Origin of the sequence: Natronoflexus pectinivorans (genome assembly GCF_004345615.1) — a bacterium.
Taxonomy (GTDB): domain Bacteria; phylum Bacteroidota; class Bacteroidia; order Bacteroidales; family Marinilabiliaceae; genus Natronoflexus; species Natronoflexus pectinivorans.
The window spans coordinates 217,046-232,924 of sequence record NZ_SLWK01000002.1; the positions used below are offsets into that span (position 1 = coordinate 217,046).

Genomic DNA, 15,879 nt, shown 5'->3' on the forward strand with positions numbered 1-15,879 from the left:
TTCGGAAATTACCAAAGGAAATAAGCATTATTATGAGGCAATTGGTCGTAGTTGATCCGGAAAAGTGTAATCTTAGTCTGGCATGTATCAGAACATGCCCCACCAAAGCGATAAAAATTGAGGAGACCCATGCAACCATCGTTCCGGGTCGCTGTATTGGTTGTGGACATTGCGTGATGGTTTGTTCTCAAAATGCCATTTCCTATAGGGATGAGAAGCAGATAGTAAAGGATTTTCTTGCTTCGGGCTCCAAAGTCGCTATTATTTGCGATCCCTCCATTTCCGGAGAGTTTGTAGATATTACTGACCATCGCAAATTTGTTGCAATGATTCGCGGATTGGGTTTTAATTATGTGCTTGAAATGGCCTTCGGGATTGATTTACTTGCTTTCAGATACCGCGATTTACTTCATAATTTCCATGGAAAATACTACATACACACTGTTTGTCCACCCGTAGCAGCTTATGTGGAAAAGTTTGAGCCGGAGCTGGTTGAAAACCTGGCGCGAATGGTTCCGCCATACGTGGTGATGGCTAAAGTGGTTCGAGAGTATTACGGAGATGATTTAAAACTTGTGTATGCCACGGCTTGTGTGGCAGCCAAAGACGATGCCCGCATGCATAAGGATGATGGTCGGATTGATGGCGTCCTTACTTTTATTGAGTTGCGTGAACTTTTTAAGGAGTTTAAAATTACAGAGAACAATGTTGAATACAGTGAGTTTGATCCCCCAATTGGCCGCAAAGGGGGACTCTATCCCATTCGTCGGGGAATGCTTCAGGCAGTGGACATCAACCAGGAATTACTTTCCGGAGATATCATCAGTGCCAACGGACAATTTGACTTTAAGGAGTCTCTGTCAGAATTTAAAAGTCAGACAGGCTTGAAACAGCACCTTGACCTGTTTTATTGTGAGGGCTGCGTGATGGGCCCCGGAATGAGTCCGGGAGGTAAGAAGTTTATGCGACGATCAGAGGTTATCAAATATGTAAACAAGCGTTTGAAGGGTTTGGATTTGGTCAACTGGCATGAACAAATTGAGCAGTTTAAGGATCTGGATGTTTCCCGGACATTTAAAGCTCAGGACAGACGACTTCCCATGCCACCCGATAGCGAAATCCGGCGAGTGTTGCACGAAATGGGCAAAAGTAAAGCTGAGGACCAACTGGGGTGCGGTGCCTGCGGTTACCCATCATGTCGAGAGTTTGCCATCGCATATTGTCAAGGGCTCACCAACTATGAGATGTGCTATAGTTATTCAATTAACAAACTTCATACTTTTATCAATAAAGTAAATGCCACGAATGAAAAGCTGAAAAAAACCAAGGAGGCTCTTAAAGATAGTGAAGAAAAAGCCAGAGCAGGCGAAATGGCAGCACTTGAAGCAGCTGAAGTTACCACAATCATGTTGGACAAAATAAATGCCGGAGTTGTAGTCGTAGATGAAAACCTGAAAATTATGGAGTCAAATCATGTATTTGTTGAGATGTTGGGTGAGGATGCTCAAACCATAAACGATACCATTCCAGGCTTGAAAGGGGCAGAACTTTCTGCTCTTGTTCCGTTCCATCGTCTGTTTGCCTCTGTTTTACAATCCGGACAGGACATGTTAAATCGCGATACACCTTTTGGTAATTCAATTTTCAATGTCTCTGTATTCACCATTAAAAAACATAAAGCGGTTGGTGGTATCATTCGTGATCTCACCTCTCCAAATGTACGGAGGGAAGAGGTAATTAACCGGGCAAGAACCGTTATCCGTGAAAACCTTGAAACAGTTCAGCAAATTGCCTTTTTGTTGGGAGAAAGTGCATCAAAAACCGAAAAAATACTTTCCTCCATCATCGACGCTCAAAAATTAGGAACAGATACCACTAGTTCTGAAGAAAAAACAGACTCATAAAGAAATAGAATGCTGGTACCCGAAAGTCATATATACATCGATATTTTTTGTCATCAGGCCAATCATGTGGGCGAGGAGATTTGTGGTGATGTGTTTTTATCCAGAAGAATAAAGGAAGAGGGACGCACCATTGTGGTGCTTTCCGATGGCATGGGGTCAGGTATTAAAGCAAACGTGCTGGCTTCATTAACAGCCTCAATGGCTGTTAATTTTACCATGGAACACCGTGAAGTTAAGAAAAGTGCAGAAATCATCATGAATACCCTTCCGGTTTGTTCTGTCCGCAAAATCAGCTATTCAACCTTTACCATCATCGACATAGAAGATGACGGTTTTACAACCATTGTTGAGTATGATAATCCGGATTGTGTTATTCTGAGAGGGGAGGAGGTATTTGATCCACTATGGGAAACCATTCAGTTGGATGACGAGAAGTATAAGGATAAAGAGATCAGAACCTGCAGCTTCAGGGCAGAAATGGAAGATCGAATTCTCTTTTTGAGCGATGGGGTTGTGCAGTCCGGAATGGGAACCAGAGCCTTCCCATTTGGATGGGGACGGGACGGAGTGATTGAACAGGTTAAAAAACTATTACAAAACACTCCTTTTATATCCTCTGCAAAGTTGGCAAGAAAGATAGTCAGTTTATCAATGAAACACGATGGAGGAATCGCAAAAGATGATACCTCCTTTGGAGTTATTTACTTCAGAGAACCACGCAAAATGCTGTTGGTCTCCGGCCCTCCATTTGATGAGCGTAATGATTTGGATTTTGCACTAAAAGTGCAGCGTTTTTCTGGTAAAAAGATCATCTCAGGAGGCACCACTGCAGAAATTATTGCGAGGGAATTGGCTTTGCGTTTCGATGCAGGTATGGATCAGTCTGATCCTGAGCTTCCACCAGCCTCATACGTGGAAGGGATGAATTTGGTCACTGAAGGAATTCTTACGTTAGGAAAAGCTGCCCGCATCCTTGAAAATCTCAAAAAGGATGAGAAAATTGGCACCGGACCTGCAGATCTCATAGTTAAATATCTTTTGGAGAGCGACCGCATTCATATCATCAATGGAACACGAATCAATGTGGCGCATCAGGATCCCAATCTGCCGGTTGAACTAGAAATACGCAGGTCGGTTGTGAAAAGAATAGTAAGGGTTCTGGAAGATAAATTCCTCAAGGAAGTGACCGTGGAATACATATAATCCTTCAGGCATTATCGCATGTCATTATGGATAGATCATGTTTTTTGTAGAATATTTTAACAAATTCGACACAAATTGCGCGCTTGTTAATTTAGACTGTTTATATATTACTGTAAGCCACGTCAATAAACCCTTTTAATATTTTTAAGGATTGTACTTTCCGTGTATCTTAACATCTGAAAATCCATGCGATTATTCTGATTTGTTTATATGTTTGATATTTAGTAATATAATATTTTTATGAATATAAGTACGGTTGTGGAACTTTTGGAGGCCAGGTTGATTTGTGGCGATGTAAATCAGGAAAGGGAATTTTTGTATGGATTTGCCAGCGATTTAATGAGCGATGTTTTAACTCTGGATTCTGACAACCTGATTCTGATAACAGGTCTGACCAATACGCAGGTTATAAGAACTGCTGAAATGGCTGACATCCATTGTGTTGTCCTGGTTAGAGGGAAGAAAGTGTCAGCCGAAATGATAAATTTAGCTGAAGAAAACCACATTACCTTAATTGAAACCCCGTTTTCTATGTTTAGAACAGTTTCTGTTCTTTACGAAGCGGGTTTAAAACCGGTTTACTAACCGCGAAAACCCTATTGAAAATGGAGTTCAGGTACGAAGTAGAAGGTGGAAATTTTTCCCGGGCCGGCCATGCCAGCAGTGCGGTAAAAAAAATATTGAAGCAATTAAATGTCGACAATCGCATCATTAAAAGAATTGTGGTAGCGCTTTATGAAGGAGAAGTAAATGTGGTGGCACATGCGCATAAGGGAAACATATTGGTTTACATTGATGAGCAAAAAATAAATATTAAGATAGAAGACGAAGGACCCGGTATTCCCGATATAGATCTTGCTATGCAGGCCGGATACTCTACCGCATCTGCCGCAGTGCGCGAAATGGGGTTTGGAGCTGGGATGGGACTTCCGAATATTAAAAAGAACACCGATGAGTTAAAAATTGCCTCAGACGTGGGAAAAGGAACAACGTTGGAAATGATCACTTATTTGCAATAAAATCAGGTTGTAAACATGGCAAATGACCAGTTTTATCATGCTTTAAAAGTTGACGAATCGCTCTGCTACGGATGTACTCATTGTATGAATGTATGTCCTACCGGGGCTATCCGAATCCGGAATGGTAAGGCTTCCATTCGTAAAAACTGGTGTGTTGACTGTGGTGATTGTATGAAGGTATGTCCTGTAAATGCTTTTTATGTTGAACAGGACGATTTCGATAAAATATATGATTATAAATATAGGGTGGCGCTGGTGCCTGCCGTCATGATAGGTCAGTTTCCGTCAAATATTTCTGAATCTCAAATATTCTCCGTGATGCGGGAACTGGGGTTCACGCACGTGTTTCAGACGGAACATACTGTGGACATCATCAATGATGCCATGATTGAAGCTGCCCGGAAGCAGACAGAGAAACCCTTAATTTCTTCTTTTTGTCCGGCAGTTGTTAGATTGATACAGGTGAAATTTCCGGCTTTGGTTGATCAGATTCTTTTGGTGAAACCACCCATCGATGCGTCTGCCATTTTCTTTAGAAAGAAGTTGCAGGATGAAGGTATCCCCGACGAGGAGATAGGCATTTTCTTTGTTACCCCATGTGCGGCCAAAATTGCTGCGGTTAAAAGTCCGGTTGGTGAAACCAAATCTCCTGTTAACGGGGTCATTAACATGGATTTTATGTACAATAAAGTGTATCACGGAATCAAAAATCGCAGCGGTTCCGGAGTCCGTTCACCCGGTGAAAATCTGCCCAACTTAGGGCCTAAACATATTAAATGGACGCTTACAAATGGTGAGGCTACGCATATGCGGGGCCGTTGTCTGGCAATTGATGAAATACATAATGTAATAGACATACTTGAAAAGGTAGAGAATGATGAGATTCCGGATTTGGATTTTCTTGAACTCAGAGCATGTGACGAGAGTTGCGCAGGAGGCGTTCTGGTAGTAGGAAATCGTTTTCTAACCGTTGAACGGTTAAGAAAACGAGCTGAACTTTTCAAGGACATACATGGGATACCCGAAGATTTGGCATCGTATGTGGATTTTATGAAAACCCGCCTGCCACTTAAGCCATTGGAGCCACGGTCTATGTTGAAACTTGATGAGGATATGACCGTTGCTCTCAGAAAGATGCAGCAGGTAAGGAAGTTGATGTGTTATCTGCCCGGAATTGATTGCGGAGCCTGTGGCGCACCAAACTGCCTGAGCCTTGCACAGGATATTGTTCAAAAGGAGGCTCAACTCTCCAGTTGCGTGTTTATTCAGAGAACGATGGAAAAACATAAGAAGCTTCACAGCGACCATGCCATCAGGATTATTGATAAAGTTTGGGGTAAAGACAGATTAGATAAAGATTGTACAAAATTAGGAGCTAAAGATGAAGGTACGTGATATGGTTCAAAAATTGGGGCTGAAGGTTTTTTCAGGAGAATCTGGCCTCGAAAATGAGATAGCCGGGGGCTATGTTTCCGATTTGTTGAGTGATGTCATGGGAAATACAGATGAAAATTTTGTGTGGATGACTCTTCAAACCCATAAGAACATTATGGCCGTGGCATCACTGAAAGAACTTGCGGCAATTATCATTGTAAAGGGATTGCAACCAGATGAGGATACCATCGCCCACAGCAACGAGGAGGGGGTTCCTTTGCTTGGGACTGATATGGAAACCTTTGAAATTTCAGGTAAATTGTATGGTTTTCTAAACAATTGAAATGGATTAACAACCGGAAATGATGAAGTGGTATCGGGCTGATTTGCATATTCACACCGTTCTTTCACCTTGTGGAGGTCTGGATATGACGCCCGAACGGATTGTTCATGAGGCGCTCAAAAAAAAGCTGGACATCATTGCAATAACCGACCATAACTCTACCAAACAATGCATAGAAGTCATGGAAGTAGGTGAAGAGAAGGGATTGGTGGTCATCGGCGGATCAGAAATCAACAGCCGGGAGGAGGTTCATTGTGTAACGCTCTTTGAATCGATTGAAAATCTTAAAGAATTTCAGGTGTTTCTGGATGCCAAATTGCCTGAGATTCTGAATAAGCCTGAAAAGTTTGGTCATCAGGTATGGGTCAACAGGCATGAAGAGATTATAGGAGAGGAGCCCAGATTGCTATGGAGTGCATTAAATGCATCCATAGATGAGATTGCAAGCGAAGTACATCGGCTCAACGGACTGTTTTTCCCGGCACACATTGATCGTATGATCAATGGGATGTTGCGTCAGCTGGGGTTTGTTCCGCCTGATTTACAGGCCGATGCTCTTGAAGTTTTGTTTCTTAATGAGCCAAGAATTGCAGAGGTTAAAAATCAGAATAGTAGTTTCTCAATCATAACCAATTCTGATGCCCACGAACCTGAACATATTGGAAGGCGGTTCACATGGCTCAAGATGAAGGAGCTCACATTTGAAGAGATCAGGATGGCTTTGAATCATCAGGATGGCAGAGAAGCTAAAGCCGGGAATGATTAATTATGAAGGACATCTCTATGCATATGATGGATATAGCACGAAACTCTGTGAGAGCCGGAGCAAAAGTCGTGGAAATATCCTTGAATTTTCACTCAATTGATAATTCCATGGAATTATCAATATTGGATGATGGATGTGGCATGGATCAGGAAACGGTTAGCAAGGTAACAGATCCGTTTGTCTCCTCCAGAACCAAACGAAAAGTGGGGTTGGGACTGCCTTTTTTGAAGATGAATGCTGAACAAACCGGAGGATCAATATCGATTGATTCTGAAACCGGAAAAGGAACCCTGGTAAAGGCCGGGTTTTTACGTGGACACATTGATTGCATTCCATTGGGAGATATCGCAGGCACTGTGGCTCTTCTTATTTGTGGTACGCCCGATGTGGATTTCATTATCCACATCACACAGGATGAAAAGAGATTCAATCTGAATTCAAAAGAGGTGAAGGAAGAACTGGGGGATGTTGGTGTATACAATCCTGAAGTAGTCAATTTTTTGCGCGAAATGGTAAAAGAGAATATGGACGAGATGAATATTAAATAAAAAACCCAAAATATTAAAACATCCAATAACTATGGCAAAAGTTAAGACATTGGCCGACCTTCGGAAAATGAAGGACGAACTCAGGAGCAAAATTTCGCTCAGAGAAAATAGTGACAATCCTGAGAGTATGGTGCAGATAAAGGTCTCAATGGCTACCTGTGGTATAGCTTCAGGTGCAAAAGAGGTGATGAACCATCTCATTAATGAGTTGGACAGCGAGAACATCCCCTCTGTTGTTACGCAAACGGGATGTATGGGATACTGCTATGCAGAGCCTACCATCGAGGTGATTAAGCCCGGTGAACAACCGCTGGTGTTTGGTGATGTAACTCTCAAAAAAGCATCCGAAATCATAGAAAAATATATTAAGGGTGGTGAGCTGGTTGATGGCATCATCCCTGATAGTTACGAAACAATAGAGTAATAAACTGATAACCCTCTTGAATGTTATGGGAAAATATAAAAGTCATATTTTAGTATGTGCAGGCACAGGATGTCGCGCCTCAGACTGCGAAGGCATTGTGTCTAACCTTGAATCTGCGCTGGAAGAGAACAACCTCAATGAAGATGTGCAGGTTGTACGAACCGGGTGTTTTGGTTTTTGCGAAAAGGGGCCGGTTGTAAAAATGGTGCCGGATAACACTTTTTATGTAGAAGTGACTCCTGATGACGCTGGCGAACTTGTTTTGGAACATCTGGTAAAAGGACGAAAAGTTGAGAGACTTCTTTACATTGATCCTGATACCAAGGAGCGCATTTCCGACTCCAAACACATGGGATTTTATAAGAAGCAGTACCGCATTGCCTTGCGCAATTGCGGATTCATCGATCCTGAGAATATTGATGAATACATTGCCCGTGATGGTTATGCTGCTATGGGGAAAATTCTGGAAAGCATGACGCCCGAAGAAGCAACTGCAATCATAAAGGAGTCCGGACTGAGAGGTCGGGGTGGAGGTGGGTTCCCCACCGGCCTTAAGTGGGAGTTTACCAGAAAAGCTCAGGCTGACAAAAAATACGTGGTATGTAATGCCGATGAGGGTGACCCGGGTGCGTTTATGGACAGGTCGATTCTTGAAGGTGACCCACACTCGGTACTTGAAGCAATGGCTATATGCGGATTTTGCATCGGAGCCGATACTGGTTTGATCTACATCAGAGCAGAGTACCCGCTGGCCATCAACAGATTGAAGACGGCCATAAATCAGGCTCGGGAATATGGCCTTATCGGGAAAGATATTTTAGGAACAGGATTTAACTTTGATGTAGAAATACGGCTGGGTGCGGGCGCTTTTGTATGCGGAGAGGAAACAGCACTGATTCACTCCATGGAGGGACTCAGAGGTGAGCCCACCGTTAAGCCACCTTTTCCAGCGGAAAAAGGTTACAATGGAAAACCAACCAACGTTAACAATGTAGAGACTTTTGCCAATATACCTCCCATTATTCTCAAAGGAAGTAAGTGGTTTTCAGAAATTGGCACAGAGAAAAGCAAGGGAACCAAAGTGTTTGCTCTGGCCGGAAAGGTCAACAATGTTGGACTCATTGAAGTGCCAATGGGGATTACCTTGCGCGAAGTCATATTTGATATCGGTGGAGGAATAAAGGGTGGTAAAAAGTTTAAAGCCGTTCAAACCGGTGGTCCTTCCGGTGGTTGTCTTACCGAAAAACATCTGGATATACCCATCGACTACGAAAACCTTCTGCAATGTGGTTCCATGATGGGGTCGGGAGGGATGATTGTTATGGACGAGGACGATTGTATGGTTTCTGTGGCCAAGTTCTACCTTGATTTTACTGTGGAAGAGAGCTGTGGTAAATGTGCTCCGTGTCGTATCGGGAACAAAAGATTGTATGAGATGCTCGATAAAATTTCATTGGGCAAATCAAGTGAGGAAGACTTGGGGATGCTGCGAAACCTTGCCAACGTAATTAAAGACACCTCCTTGTGTGGACTGGGTCAAACATCACCAAACCCGGTGTTATCAACCATGGATAATTTTCATGAAGAGTATCTGGCTCATGTTGCAGATGGCAAGTGTCCGGCCGGACAATGTAAAGCGCTGATGCATTATATCATTGACTCTCATCTCTGTGTGGGATGTACGTTGTGCAACAGAGTGTGTCCGGTGGATGCCATATCAGGTGAAAAAAAGACTCCGCATGTCATTGATAGCAGTATCTGTATAAAATGTGGAGCTTGTCTGGAAAAATGCAAGTTTGGAGCCATTAGTGTACAGTAATTCCAAATTGTTGGTAACCAAAAAATCTTAAAAGAATGGATATTGTAAAATTAACCATAGATGATAAGCCGGTAGTGGTTGAGAGGGGAACAACTCTTTTGGAAGCTGCCAAATCAATAGGGATTAATATTCCCACACTTTGTTATATGAAGCTGGAAGATCTCAACTTCGAGAACAAACCCGGCGGATGCCGTGTTTGCGTTGTCGAAGTAGAGGGACGCAGGAATTTGGCTCCGGCCTGTAAAACTGAGTGCAGTGAAGGCATGGTGGTTCATTCTCACACGGTGAGGGTAATCAACGCTCGTCGCACAGTTATGGAGTTGATTCTCTCTGATCATCCGGCAGAGTGTCTAACCTGTGCAAAATCCGGGAATTGCGATCTGCAATCCATGGCTCAGAAGCTTGGTATTCGCGAACTGCACTATAAAGGTGAGCAATCCCGATATAAAGGAGATAAGTCACCAGCCATCATTCGCGAAATGGATAAGTGTATCATGTGCCGTAGGTGCGAAACAGCTTGTAATGATGTTCAAACGGTTGGCGTTTTATCTGCCATCAACCGGGGGTTTGAATCGGTTGTAGCACCGGCATTTGAAATGGATCTGGATAAATCTTCCTGTACTTACTGCGGCCAATGTGTGGCTGTTTGTCCAACTGCTGCACTTACCGAAAGGGACTCTACCTGGAAAGTGGTGGAGGCCATTGTGAATCCTCAAAAAACCGTGATAGTTCAAACGGCTCCTGCTGTTCGGGCTGCATTGGGTGAGGCTTTTGGTATGGAGCCTGGAACCCTGGTGACCGGTAAAATGGTTGCAGCCCTTAAAAAACTCGGGTTTGATTATGTGTTTGATACCGATTTTGCTGCCGACCTTACCATCATGGAAGAGGGAGCTGAGATCCTCGATCGTTTGTCGCGCCATCTTAATGGCGATAAAGAGGTTAAGTTGCCTATTTTAACCAGTTGCTGCCCGGGTTGGGTGAAGTTTTTTGAACATCATTTCCCTGAAATGATTGATATTCCTTCCACAGCCAAATCACCGCAGCAGATGTTCGGAGCCATTGCCAAATCTTATTTTGCGCAGCAATTAAAGAAAAAGCGTGAAGATTTGGTTGTCGTTTCTGTTATGCCATGTCTGGCGAAAAAGTATGAATGCACCCGTGAAGAGTTTCAGGTTAATGGCGATCCGGATGTCAATTTGTCTATTTCTACCCGTGAGTTGGCAAATCTCATTCGAAATGCCAATCTCGATTTTGGTAAACTGACGGATGAGGATTTTGATAATCCGCTTGGTGAATCCACAGGTGCATCGGTGATTTTTGGAACTACTGGTGGTGTTATTGAAGCAGCAGTGAGAAGTGCTTATGAAATGTTTACCGAAAAGAAACTCGAAAAGGTAGATTTCATGGAATTGCGTGGAATGGACGGCATCCGAAAGGCCTCTGTTGATTTTGACGGCCTGCCCATCAACATTGGAATTGCTCATGGATTAGGGAATGCCAGAAAACTCCTTGAGGATATAAAGGCCGGAAAGTCAGAGTTTCATGCCATCGAGATTATGGCATGTCCCGGTGGATGTATCGGCGGAGGAGGCCAGCCTTACCATCACGGTGACGTGGAAATATTAAAGAAAAGACAAAAAGCCATATATGCAGAAGATGCAGGGAAGCCCATCAGGAAATCACATGAAAATCCTTATATCCAAAAATTGTATAAGGAGTTTCTGGGCAAACCTCTCAGCGATAAGTCTCATGAACTTTTGCATACACATTATTTCGATAGAAAAAGTAAGATTGAGATTAATCAAGAATAATCCTGATACTCTATCGATCCAATTATTAACAGATATTAAACAACAAAGATATGGCAAGTGTCAAATTACCTGAGAGTAAGATTCAGGAGTTAAAAGAGGTCTGTCAGAAATATGACAACAAGGGCAGTGAACTGATCAATGTTTTGCATGGAGCGCAGGAGTTGTTCGGCTATCTGCCGGCAGAAGTGCAGGAAATTATTGCCGATGAGTTGAACGTTTCTGTGGCTCATGTATACGGTGTGGTGACTTTCTACTCTTTCTTTAGTATGTTGCCCAAGGGACGGAACCCTATTTCTATTTGTATGGGGACGGCATGTTACGTGAGAGGTGCCGAAAAGGTGCTGGATGAGTTTAAGCGTATTTTAAATGTAAAAGTAGGCGAAACTACAGGAGATGGAAAATTCTCTCTTAGTTGCCTCAGATGTGTTGGCGCATGCGGACTTGCTCCGGTAGTCACCATCGGTGAGCGGGTTTATGGAAGGGTCTCTGCCGACGATGTAAAGAAAATATTATCGGAATACGCCTGAATGAGACTGTCTCAAAAGTCGAATTATATATATTAAATACATATAATTCGTAAGCAATCACAATTTCACCTCTCCAAACCTCCCCCAAGTGGGAGGCTTAAAGTCCTCCAAGGATTCAGGAGGAGAATTTTAATACGGATTTTTTGATTTGATAGAGAAGGATTGTTGAAATTTTATTTTGAGACAACCTCATAAGAAAATTAACCACAAAGTTCACAAAGTTTTTTTGCGTGTTTTAACAATTCTCTTTGTGTACGTTGTGAAAACTTTGTGAGCCTTGTGGTTTTGTTTTACCGTTTATTTGATAAGTTTCTTGATCCTGTTTTTCTATTGGTTTTCGAACAGAGCCATAACCTGAAATGCAACCTTCCGGTTGTATTCCGTTGCCAGAGATTTATGGTTAATTAGGTCAACAATGGTTCCAATAAAACAGAATCCCATGGTGAAAAAGTATAACACCCCCATCCCAATCTGATTTATTAGGAACCTTTGAATGCCGGCAAAACCTAAAAATCCAATCAAGGTTGTGAGTAAAATAATTTGCGGATCGCGTCGTCTCGAACGATAGATGTACAGAATATTTCTGAACTCCTCGTCCGGTTTGTCTTTTAAGAGTGAGTTTAGAAACTGAGCTTCTTCCAGTTCTGCTTCAGGTAAATAGTTGAAGATTTTTTGCATGGTGTCTGATTTAGTAGCGATTATTCAATAAAGTATATATTCTGTGTGTTAATATTATCATTGTAGGGATTCCTAATGGATGGCTGTGAATCGACTTTATAATCTCTCCCCTGAAAAGCCATGATATTGAGCGTCCCAAACCGCAACCGGGACAAAACCCCATATCTAAATTATGCAACAGACATAATGAAAAATGTGCATGACTGGTTGGATTGTTAATGGCCAATAAAAATAACGCCAGCAACCATGTTGCGGCTTCAAAATATTTGGCTTTATAGCTCAAGATAGACCTAAATGAGATCATTTATGAATTGATTATCAATGTCGTTTAGTTAAGCGAAATAAACTGACAGGTTTTTTCCGGTCACTATTGATATTATTTCTTTTATCATCCTGTCCTAATAAGAATATCGAAACCTGTCAGATCTTAACTAAACGATATTGAATTGATTATGTATGTATAAATTTAATTCTTTTTGATTAGAAATAAGCATTTTATTTTTATCATTGTATAAAAAATACGAATCAATTAAGTCATCAAAATTGTATGATACCTTTCAAATTGTATCCGTCGCTTGTTGCCATTTTATTGATGGCTCTTTTTTCGAATGTAAATGGTCAGGCATTAACAGTCCGCGACAGCACACGAATTGAGCGTGCAGAGATAAAAGTTGAGCGTGCACTGGCTTCGCATAAACGGCATGAAAACAGGATTGTAGAAGGGGATTCGCTGATACAGGTGGGGTTGGAGATAAATGAAGCAGCAGTGGCGAAAATTGACAGTCTTTCATTGGAGATGCAAAAGCGAATGGATGAGTATCATGCCAAAGAGAGACAACTGAGGCGACAAATGCGTAATTCAAGTGAGGCAGAGAGCAGAACTATTCGAAATACATTGCGTGATATGGACCGAGATCACAGAGCTACAGTGAGAGAAGACGATGCGAAAATCAGAAACTGGCTAAGGGATGCCACTCAGGGGGCACGGCTGGTTGAAAGAGGAGAGAAGATGAAAAAGGATGCCAACAAGGCAATGAGATCTACCCAACGCAATCTGAACCGTGCAAAAAAAGAACATTCCGATCTGCTCAACGAGCTAAATCTTGACGCTGCATTCACCGTCCGGTAATATATCCCAATTTCAAACCCCTCCACCTTCTCACCCTTCTACCATTTGACCTTTCTACCTTTCCACCATCTTTCATGACTATTGTTATGGTTTTTCAATGCATACTTTATTAACTTTAAGAAAAAGGAGCATTATGACAAGACCATTCATCAAACCCGAATCTCTTATGCAGTCTCATGGCTACGATTCCAGAGACTACTCAGGTGCAGTTAAGTGTCCCTTGTTTCAAACATCCACTTTCGCCTTTCATTCATCCGAAGAGGGAAAGTCTTTCTTTGAGTTGGCCTATGGGTTAAGAGAACCAAAACCCGGAGAGGAGCAGAAAATGATTTACAGTCGTTTGAATCATCCCAATCTTGAACTTATAGAAAAACGTCTTGCCGCATTGGAAAAATGTGACGATGCCGCATTTTTTACCAGCGGAATGGCTGCTATTTCAGCGGTGATGTTTGCTTGGCTGCGTCCCGGAGATTTATTGCTATATGGTGCTCCGGTTTATGGCGGAACGGATCATCTCATCAACCATGTTCTGCCACTTTTCGGAATCAATTCAGTTAGGTTTACAGCAAGTGATTCTATGGATAGGATAATGAGTATTATAAGAGAGTGTTATCCCGGGAAAGTGCCATCTGTAATTTTTATAGAAGTGCCGGGAAACCCCGTAAACTCTCTGATAGACATAGAAATGTGCAGTTCAATGGCTGCGAAACTTGAGCGACTTGGGAAAAAACCGGTGCTGGTTGTTGATAACACTTTTTTAGGGCCTGTTTATCAAAAACCATTAGAATTCGGCGCTGATATTTCCCTCTATTCGGCAACCAAATTTATAGGCGGGCACAGTGATTTAATCGCCGGAGCTTGTGCAGGCAGTTCACAATTGATTGCTCAACTCAAGCAACTGCGCACGTTTTTTGGATCAACACTTGATTCTCACACCTGTTGGATGATCTCAAGAAGCCTTGAAACGCTGCATGTAAGAGTGAAGCAGCAGGTTGAAAATGCTGTTCAGGTGGCTCATTATCTTAAAAATGAGCCGAAGATTCAAAGAGTTAATTATCCCGGGCTTTTGGAAGATGATCACCCCCAGCGGGAGATTTATAATCGTCAGTGTTTATCTCCCGGATCAATGATTGCCTTTGAAATTAAAGGAGGGGAGGAAGAAGCGTTCAGGTTTTTAAATAACTTACGGCTATTTAAAATAGCCGTAAGTCTTGGTTCCACTGAAAGTCTTGCTGAGCATCCTGCCACCATGACACATGTGGACGTGGCCTATGATGATCGGATTTTGTATGGCATCAGCGATCAGCTTATTCGCCTTAGTATTGGTCTGGAAAACTCTGAAGACCTTATAAATGATATCAAACAGGCGCTTGATCAAGCAGTTCTGGATTAAAAACTGAATGGTTATTTTTTATGACCAACAGATTGCCCGTACAATGGTCGTTTCATTTGATCAAGTTCCAGGAATTCGTGAATTTCATCGGCATCTATCCAGGCTCTGATAACACTTCCCAGCCCTTTGGATGCAGCTACCAGGTATACATTTTGTGCCATGAAGCCTGAGTTGGCATGCGATGGAATCAGACTCTCTGGTGTGATCTCATCGGGTGAATCCAGACCAGCTTTTTTCATGTCAGCAACAAAAACAAGATTTACTGCTGCATCAGCAACAAAATCCTGTAAACCTGCAACGCTTCTGTGATCTCCTTTTTTTATCAGTTGCAGTTTATGCTCTTCAGCATTATATAGATATACTCCCTTCTTTAGAAAAACGTACAACAACATCTCCTGTTTGTTCATCGATGAGGGGGCAGTTCTTTTATCTTCACGATTAAAACCCCAGGCAGCCCAACAGATATCGGATAAATCCTGAAGAGACAAATCTTTATCTGCAAACTCCCGTGTTGTCTGACGATCATTTAATGCCTGCATTAATGGTATTCCACCTGTTTTGTCGGGGGATGGAAGTTGTATGTCCTGAGCGCAAGCGCCATTGAAAATGGAAATAAATAAAAGTGGTAAGATAATACGTTGCATACTAAATGGTTTTAGTTGATTAATAGATATCCAAAAATAACAAAAAGCAAATTAAGAGATCAGCAACAGAGAAGAATTTTATTCTTGTTTTTAATGTCTGATGTCAGATGTCTTGTTGTTATTGGGGTTTCTGGATTGGCATGGTTGATTTGGGATTAGTAATGAGGTGATTGTGCGTTCGTCAGGTATATTTTTACGTTCGTCATAAAAAATTAACCATTTATCACATATTAGTAACCAATTGACTGTTATCTGTTCAGCTATATATATCTTAGTTGCATTCAAACCTAAACAGCC

The 15,879-nt window shown here is 42.1% G+C and carries 17 protein-coding genes; 14 read left to right on the forward strand and 3 right to left on the reverse strand.

Annotation, left to right across the window (positions count from 1 at the left end; all coding sequences use genetic code 11):
- Positions 1-32 precede the first annotated feature (32 nt).
- The 12 genes from EV194_RS04290 (at position 33) to EV194_RS04345 (ending at position 11,738) form a co-directional block, all read left to right on the forward strand.
- Positions 33-1,904 (forward strand): [Fe-Fe] hydrogenase large subunit C-terminal domain-containing protein, encoded by a 1,872-nt coding sequence (locus tag EV194_RS04290; RefSeq protein WP_132432468.1) that lies wholly within the window; start codon positions 33-35, stop codon positions 1,902-1,904.
- Positions 1,905-1,913: 9 nt separating this feature from the next.
- Positions 1,914-3,107, forward strand: a complete 1,194-nt coding sequence (locus EV194_RS04295; RefSeq protein WP_132432470.1) for a SpoIIE family protein phosphatase — start codon at positions 1,914-1,916, stop codon at positions 3,105-3,107.
- Positions 3,108-3,347: 240 nt separating this feature from the next.
- Positions 3,348-3,692 (forward strand): DRTGG domain-containing protein, encoded by a 345-nt coding sequence (locus EV194_RS04300; protein ID WP_132432472.1) that lies wholly within the window; start codon positions 3,348-3,350, stop codon positions 3,690-3,692.
- Positions 3,693-3,712: 20 nt separating this feature from the next.
- Complete coding sequence (locus EV194_RS04305) at positions 3,713-4,126, forward strand: ATP-binding protein (RefSeq protein WP_132432474.1); 414 nt, start codon at positions 3,713-3,715, stop codon at positions 4,124-4,126.
- Between the two features lie 15 nt (positions 4,127-4,141).
- On the forward strand, positions 4,142-5,521 hold the full coding sequence (locus EV194_RS04310; RefSeq protein WP_132432476.1) for a [Fe-Fe] hydrogenase large subunit C-terminal domain-containing protein: 1,380 nt from the start codon (positions 4,142-4,144) through the stop codon (positions 5,519-5,521).
- Positions 5,508-5,843, forward strand: coding sequence for a serine kinase (locus tag EV194_RS04315; protein WP_132432478.1), 336 nt, complete (start codon positions 5,508-5,510; stop codon positions 5,841-5,843). The genes EV194_RS04310 and EV194_RS04315 overlap by 14 nt, the downstream gene beginning before the upstream one ends.
- Positions 5,844-5,862: 19 nt before the next feature.
- A complete protein-coding gene (locus EV194_RS04320; RefSeq protein ID WP_132432480.1) occupies positions 5,863-6,609 on the forward strand; it encodes a PHP domain-containing protein in 747 nt (248 codons plus the stop codon).
- Between the two features lie 2 nt (positions 6,610-6,611).
- A complete protein-coding gene (locus EV194_RS04325) occupies positions 6,612-7,157 on the forward strand; it encodes an ATP-binding protein (RefSeq protein WP_243699327.1) in 546 nt (181 codons plus the stop codon).
- A gap of 31 nt (positions 7,158-7,188) precedes the next feature.
- Positions 7,189-7,581: a (2Fe-2S) ferredoxin domain-containing protein gene (locus EV194_RS04330; protein WP_132432481.1), complete on the forward strand. Its 393-nt coding sequence runs from the start codon at positions 7,189-7,191 to the stop codon at positions 7,579-7,581.
- 25 nt (positions 7,582-7,606) lie between these two features.
- Entirely contained in the window at positions 7,607-9,400 is a 1,794-nt protein-coding gene (locus EV194_RS04335; RefSeq protein ID WP_132432483.1) for an NADH-quinone oxidoreductase subunit NuoF, read from the forward strand.
- A 35-nt stretch (positions 9,401-9,435) separates the two neighbouring features.
- Positions 9,436-11,211 (forward strand): NADH-dependent [FeFe] hydrogenase, group A6, encoded by a 1,776-nt coding sequence (locus tag EV194_RS04340; protein ID WP_132432485.1) that lies wholly within the window; start codon positions 9,436-9,438, stop codon positions 11,209-11,211.
- 50 nt (positions 11,212-11,261) lie between these two features.
- A complete protein-coding gene (locus EV194_RS04345) occupies positions 11,262-11,738 on the forward strand; it encodes an NADH-quinone oxidoreductase subunit NuoE family protein (protein ID WP_079556263.1) in 477 nt (158 codons plus the stop codon).
- A 327-nt stretch (positions 11,739-12,065) separates the two neighbouring features.
- Here EV194_RS04345 and EV194_RS04350 read toward each other — a convergent pair whose 3' ends face one another.
- Together EV194_RS04350 and EV194_RS04355 are read right to left on the reverse strand one after the other, a co-directional pair.
- Positions 12,066-12,416 (reverse strand): TM2 domain-containing protein, encoded by a 351-nt coding sequence (locus tag EV194_RS04350; RefSeq protein WP_132432487.1) that lies wholly within the window; start codon positions 12,414-12,416, stop codon positions 12,066-12,068.
- Positions 12,417-12,426: 10 nt separating this feature from the next.
- Positions 12,427-12,720: a DUF2752 domain-containing protein gene (locus tag EV194_RS04355; RefSeq protein WP_132432489.1), complete on the reverse strand. Its 294-nt coding sequence runs from the start codon at positions 12,718-12,720 to the stop codon at positions 12,427-12,429.
- A 243-nt stretch (positions 12,721-12,963) separates the two neighbouring features.
- Between EV194_RS04355 and EV194_RS04360 the strand changes: the two genes are divergently transcribed.
- Together EV194_RS04360 and EV194_RS04365 are read left to right on the forward strand one after the other, a co-directional pair.
- Positions 12,964-13,545 carry a hypothetical protein gene (locus tag EV194_RS04360; RefSeq protein ID WP_132432491.1) on the forward strand — a complete coding sequence of 194 codons (582 nt, stop codon included), beginning with the start codon at positions 12,964-12,966 and terminating at the stop codon, positions 13,543-13,545.
- A 133-nt stretch (positions 13,546-13,678) separates the two neighbouring features.
- Positions 13,679-14,938 carry a cystathionine gamma-synthase family protein gene (locus EV194_RS04365; protein WP_207915906.1) on the forward strand — a complete coding sequence of 420 codons (1,260 nt, stop codon included), beginning with the start codon at positions 13,679-13,681 and terminating at the stop codon, positions 14,936-14,938.
- An 11-nt stretch (positions 14,939-14,949) separates the two neighbouring features.
- Here the strand turns inward: EV194_RS04365 and EV194_RS04370 are convergent, their stop codons facing one another.
- Positions 14,950-15,582: a SagB/ThcOx family dehydrogenase gene (locus EV194_RS04370; protein ID WP_132432495.1), complete on the reverse strand. Its 633-nt coding sequence runs from the start codon at positions 15,580-15,582 to the stop codon at positions 14,950-14,952.
- Positions 15,583-15,879: the final 297 nt, after the last annotated feature.

Bases quoted from the DNA above. Each gene is read 5' to 3' on its own strand.
- EV194_RS04290 (WP_132432468.1), top strand. From the start codon at position 33: ATGAGGCAATTGGTCGTAGTTGATCCGGAAAAGTGTAATCTTAGTCTG.
- EV194_RS04295 (WP_132432470.1), top strand. From the start codon at position 1,914: ATGCTGGTACCCGAAAGTCATATATACATCGATATTTTTTGTCATCAG.
- EV194_RS04300 (WP_132432472.1), top strand. From the start codon at position 3,348: ATGAATATAAGTACGGTTGTGGAACTTTTGGAGGCCAGGTTGATTTGT.
- EV194_RS04305 (WP_132432474.1), top strand. From the start codon at position 3,713: ATGGAGTTCAGGTACGAAGTAGAAGGTGGAAATTTTTCCCGGGCCGGC.
- EV194_RS04310 (WP_132432476.1), top strand. From the start codon at position 4,142: ATGGCAAATGACCAGTTTTATCATGCTTTAAAAGTTGACGAATCGCTC.
- EV194_RS04315 (WP_132432478.1), top strand. From the start codon at position 5,508: ATGAAGGTACGTGATATGGTTCAAAAATTGGGGCTGAAGGTTTTTTCA.
- EV194_RS04320 (WP_132432480.1), top strand. From the start codon at position 5,863: ATGATGAAGTGGTATCGGGCTGATTTGCATATTCACACCGTTCTTTCA.
- EV194_RS04325 (WP_243699327.1), top strand. From the start codon at position 6,612: ATGAAGGACATCTCTATGCATATGATGGATATAGCACGAAACTCTGTG.
- EV194_RS04330 (WP_132432481.1), top strand. From the start codon at position 7,189: ATGGCAAAAGTTAAGACATTGGCCGACCTTCGGAAAATGAAGGACGAA.
- EV194_RS04335 (WP_132432483.1), top strand. From the start codon at position 7,607: ATGGGAAAATATAAAAGTCATATTTTAGTATGTGCAGGCACAGGATGT.
- EV194_RS04340 (WP_132432485.1), top strand. From the start codon at position 9,436: ATGGATATTGTAAAATTAACCATAGATGATAAGCCGGTAGTGGTTGAG.
- EV194_RS04345 (WP_079556263.1), top strand. From the start codon at position 11,262: ATGGCAAGTGTCAAATTACCTGAGAGTAAGATTCAGGAGTTAAAAGAG.
- EV194_RS04350 (WP_132432487.1), bottom strand. From the start codon at position 12,416: ATGCAAAAAATCTTCAACTATTTACCTGAAGCAGAACTGGAAGAAGCT.
- EV194_RS04355 (WP_132432489.1), bottom strand. From the start codon at position 12,720: ATGATCTCATTTAGGTCTATCTTGAGCTATAAAGCCAAATATTTTGAA.
- EV194_RS04360 (WP_132432491.1), top strand. From the start codon at position 12,964: ATGATACCTTTCAAATTGTATCCGTCGCTTGTTGCCATTTTATTGATG.
- EV194_RS04365 (WP_207915906.1), top strand. From the start codon at position 13,679: ATGACAAGACCATTCATCAAACCCGAATCTCTTATGCAGTCTCATGGC.
- EV194_RS04370 (WP_132432495.1), bottom strand. From the start codon at position 15,582: ATGCAACGTATTATCTTACCACTTTTATTTATTTCCATTTTCAATGGC.